This is a genomic window from Streptomyces sp. NPDC054961 (assembly GCF_053609145.1).
Genome location: NZ_JBSGWY010000003.1, coordinates 143,942 through 147,990, shown reverse-complemented (window position 1 = coordinate 147,990; position 4,049 = coordinate 143,942). Strand labels below are relative to the sequence as shown.

At 72.8% G+C, this 4,049-nt stretch carries 3 protein-coding genes; 1 reads left to right on the top strand and 2 read right to left on the bottom strand.

Annotation, left to right across the window (positions count from 1 at the left end):
• Positions 1 to 143 precede the first annotated feature (143 nt).
• Together ACWF9Z_RS04805 and ACWF9Z_RS04800 are read right to left on the bottom strand one after the other, a co-directional pair.
• A complete protein-coding gene (locus tag ACWF9Z_RS04805; RefSeq protein WP_453597481.1) occupies positions 144 to 1,739 on the bottom strand; it encodes an MFS transporter in 1,596 nt (531 codons plus the stop codon).
• 92 nt (positions 1,740 to 1,831) lie between these two features.
• Positions 1,832 to 3,115 carry an alpha/beta hydrolase gene (locus tag ACWF9Z_RS04800; protein ID WP_453597479.1) on the bottom strand — a complete coding sequence of 428 codons (1,284 nt, stop codon included), beginning with the start codon at positions 3,113 to 3,115 and terminating at the stop codon, positions 1,832 to 1,834.
• Between the two features lie 180 nt (positions 3,116 to 3,295).
• Between ACWF9Z_RS04800 and ACWF9Z_RS04795 the strand changes: the two genes are divergently transcribed.
• The gene (locus ACWF9Z_RS04795) at positions 3,296 to 3,901 is read left to right on the top strand and encodes a TetR/AcrR family transcriptional regulator (protein WP_453597477.1); all 606 of its coding nucleotides are present in this window, start codon (positions 3,296 to 3,298) and stop codon (positions 3,899 to 3,901) included.
• Positions 3,902 to 4,049: the final 148 nt, after the last annotated feature.

The following is a 4,049-nucleotide window of genomic DNA, read 5'->3' as shown; positions in this document are numbered from 1 at the left end:
CCCCGGCCGCGCGCGGGGGGGGTGGTGTGTTCGCGCGCTCGCGGGGCGGCGCCCGCCCGCGCCGCGGGCGCCGCGCGGCCGCGGCGCGCGGCGCCCCCCCCCCCCCCCGATCCGGGGGCGTCACCGGCTGCGGGAGGGCCGGGTCAGACCGAGGCCTGTTCCGGTGTGCGCGCGGGGGCCTGCTCGTCGGCGTCGGCCGGAGCGTCGTCGGCCGGTCGGTCGGTGAGGATCAGGTGCAGGACGACCGCGCTGACGAGGCAGATCGCCACGGTGGCCCACAGGACGACCTGGAGGCCTCCGGTGTAGCCCTGGCCGAGGAAGTCGGTGAAGGAGTCGCGGGACGCGGCCGGCACCTGGGCGACCGGGCCGTTCAGGTTTCCGCTGGTGACGCTGTCCGTGACGGCGCGGGCGTCGAGGTCCGTACCCTGCGCGAACCGGTCCAGGCCGTCGCCGATGCGCGACTGCACGAGGGAGACGAGGGCGGCGACCATGCCGGCCACGGCGACCGCTTCGGAGGCGAGGCGGATGGTGTTGAACATGCCGCTCGCCATGCCGACCTTGGCGGGCGGGACGGTGCTGACGGCGGCGCCGTCCATCAGTCCGTAGATGAGGCCGATGCCGATGCCGATCAGGAGCAGCGGCCCGGTGAGGCCCAGGAGGCTGATGCCCGGGTGGACCAGGGTCAGCCATGCCAGTCCGGCGGCGACCAGGGCGAGGCTGCCGCTGAGGATGGGCCGGATCGAGACGCCGGCCTGGACCAGCCGCCCGGCCACCAGGGGGAACGCCAGCACGGGGGCGGTGAGCAGCAGCATGGTCAGGCCGGCCGCACCGCTGCTGAGGCCGTTGGCGCCGACGAGGTAGGAGGGCAGGAGCACCATCAGGCCGACGAAGCCGAAGGAGACGGCGGTGGCCAGCAGGTTGACGGCCATGAACCGGGGTTCGGCGAAGAGCGAGAGGTCGAACATGGGGTGCTTCTGGCGGCGTTCGATGAAGGCGAAGGCGATCAGCAGCAGGACGCACGCGACGAGGAGGCCGACGACGGAGGTGCTGCCCCAGCCCCACTGGGGGCCTTCGATGATGGCGAGGGTGAAGCAGAACAGGGCGAGGGTGAAGGTGACCGTCCCGGCCCAGTCGACGCTGTTGGCGTCGGGATCCTTGGATTCCTGGATGAGGCGCAGGCCGACCATGGAAGCCGCGGCGATGGCGAACTGCACCCAGAAGATGGAGCGCCAGCCCAGACCGGAGACGAGGAGCCCCGAGGTGGTCGGGCCCAGTGCGAGCCCGGCTCCGATGGTGACGCCGACGAAGGCGAAGGCCTTGCCGCGGGCGGCGCCGTGGAACATGTTGGCCATGACGGACACGCCGGCGGTCATCATGGCGGCCGCCGCGACACCGGCGACGGCGCGGGCGATGTCGAGCATCAGGATGTTCGTCGCGAGCGCGCCCATCAGTGCGGAGACCCCGTAGAGGCCCACGCCGAAGGCGAACACCTTCTTGCGGCCGATCCGGTCGGCGATCGAGCCGGCCGCCATCATGAAGCTGGCCGCCGCCACGTTGTAGGCGTTGACGACCCACTGGAGCGGCACGACCCCGGCGTTGAGGTCTTCACCGATCGCGGGGAGCGCGACCGGTGCGCTGCTCAGGCCGTACGGGACGATGAACACGGCCAGGCACAGGGCGAGGATGGTGAGGCCCGCGCGCGGCGGTGCCTCCGGGGTCGGGGTGGCGAGGGCGGCCATCGGAGCTCTCCTTGGTCACGGTGGTCTGGAAGGGGCGGCAGGGGTAGCGGGGGTCGGCCCCCTGCCGCCCCGATCTGGGGCGGGGCGCCTGATCAGGCGGCGCGCCGCGGCAGCTCCCGGAGGAACTGCGAGAGGGTCTGCAGGAAGCGGTTGTCCTCCCACCGGGCGTACACGACGTCCTGGTGGGTGAGGTCGCTGTCGGCGTGCAGGGACATCTCGGGGATGCGGCTGTTCGCGGCGACGGTCGCGGCGGCCTGGCCGGTGGTGCCGTTGGTCAGGCCGGACTGGAAGGCGTACAGCGGTACGTCGATGGCCTGGCCGTGCGGCAGGCGCAGGCCGAGCATGCGGGTGACGTCGGTCTCGGCGAAGTCGATCGCGGCGACGAGGTCGAGCATGACCCGGTTGAGGGTGTACCAGACCCAGGCGCCGGGGCGCGGGCCCGCGAAGGCCTCGGCGACGGTCTCCAGGTTCGTGCGGCCGCCGTCGGTCCAGCTGCCGGTGTCCTCGAGCCGGCCGGCGTGCACCGAGTACGAGGGGTGCACGTGCTGGGCGTCGACGAGCCAGCCGAGCAGCCCGGCGTTGGTCAGCTTGCGGTCGGTACGGACGCCCTCAGGCAGCCGGTCGGCGAGGACGGCCGGGGCGTGGGGGTCGGCGATCGCGTGCTGGGCGGCGAGCTGGAACCAGAGGGCGGCCGCTTCGGGCCGGTCGCCGAAGCCGAGGGTGGTGCTGGTGAAGTTCTCGAACACGGCGCCGCCCTCGATCGCGCCGAGCCAGCCCTTCGCGGCGTCGAGGGGAAGGGCGAACTCCATGCCCGCGCCGGAGTAGGCGTTGTGCACCCCGCCGTCGACGATGGCCAGGCCGGCCAGGTCGCGGTAGCCGGGTGCGCCGTCGAAGTCCCAGGCCGCGTAGATGAGGGCGGCGCTGGCGCCGACCGACACGCCGCCGAGCACGACGTCCCGGCGTCCGCCGTCTGAGGCGGCCAGCACCACTCGGCGTACGTCCTCCAGCAGGACCTCGAGGCCCCACTGCGCGGCGAAGAGCGAGTCGGCCGGGTCCTGCACCTGGTAGTGGCCGCCCAGGTAGTACTCGGTGGCCTGCGCGGGGTTGCCGCTGAAGGCGGAGAGGTCGGCGAAGTTCTGCTCGCGGGGGTCGACCGCCCACACCTGGAGGTCGTCCGCGGCCCGGGCGAGGCTGCGTGCCGTGTGCCGGAAGACGCCCGCGGCACCTTCGCGGCCGCCGAGCAGAACCAGAACGCGGCGGGCGTCGGCGGGGCCGGTCTTCAGGACGCCGACCTTCTGCAGGTGGGCCGGTCCGGAGGCCTGGATGCCTTCGACGAACTCGTACGTCTCGATCCAGTTCTGCGACTGCTCGGACATGTCATCCACTCCTCGGTAGTTGCGTGTTCGCGTCGACTCGCGACTTAAAAGTAGCAAGAAACTCGCTAGATGCAACACTCGTGATGCAGATTCTCTATGTTCCGCCACTTGGGTGTCACATAGACTGAGTGAGAAGACGCATCCGGAGACGGCAGAAGACGACCGAGAGGCTGTTCAGAGATGACGGAGACAACGAGCGGGCGCCCGCTGCGAGCGGACGCCGAACGCACCGTGCGCACGATCCTGGAAGTGGCCGAGCGGGTCCTCAGCGAGGACCCGGCCGCGAGCCTCGGGCAGATCGCGGCCGCCGCCGGCGTCGCGCGCACCACGGTCCACCGGCGCTTCGCCTCCCGCGAAGCGCTCATCGACGCCATGGCGGCGCACGCCTTCCGCCAGGTCGAGGAGGCCATCGACATCGGCCGCCCGGAGACCGCCCCACCGCTGGTGGCACTGCACCAGATCACCGCGAACGTCATCCAGATCAAGAGCGGCTGGCGCTACACCGTCGGACAGCCGCAGCTGCGCGACCCGGTGGCCATCGCCGCTCACGACCGCATCTTCAGCAAGGGCGACCTGCTCATGCGGCGGGTGCAGCAGGCGGGCCTGCTGCGCCCGGACGCCGATCTGAGCTGGGCGCGCCGGGTCTACCACGCACTGATCGAGCAGGCGATCCTCGAACAGGCGGAGAACCCCACCACCGACCCGGACACCCTCGCGGCCGCGGTCGTGGACGCACTGCTCCACGGACTGGGCCCGAAGGGTTCGAAGGGCTCGCACGGGAACTGACCCGGGGCGATCCGGCCCGGACAGCACGAAGGGGGGGGGGGGGCGCCCCCCGCGGGGGGGGGCCCCCCCCCGGGGGGGGGGGGCGGGGCCCCCGCCGGGGGGGGGGGGGCCCCCCCCGCGCGGGGGGGGCCCCCCCGGCCCCCCCCCC

Bases quoted from the DNA above. Each gene is read 5' to 3' on its own strand.
- ACWF9Z_RS04805 (WP_453597481.1), bottom strand. From the start codon at position 1,739: ATGGCCGCCCTCGCCACCCCGACCCCGGAGGCACCGCCGCGCGCGGGC.
- ACWF9Z_RS04800 (WP_453597479.1), bottom strand. From the start codon at position 3,115: ATGTCCGAGCAGTCGCAGAACTGGATCGAGACGTACGAGTTCGTCGAA.
- ACWF9Z_RS04795 (WP_453597477.1), top strand. From the start codon at position 3,296: ATGACGGAGACAACGAGCGGGCGCCCGCTGCGAGCGGACGCCGAACGC.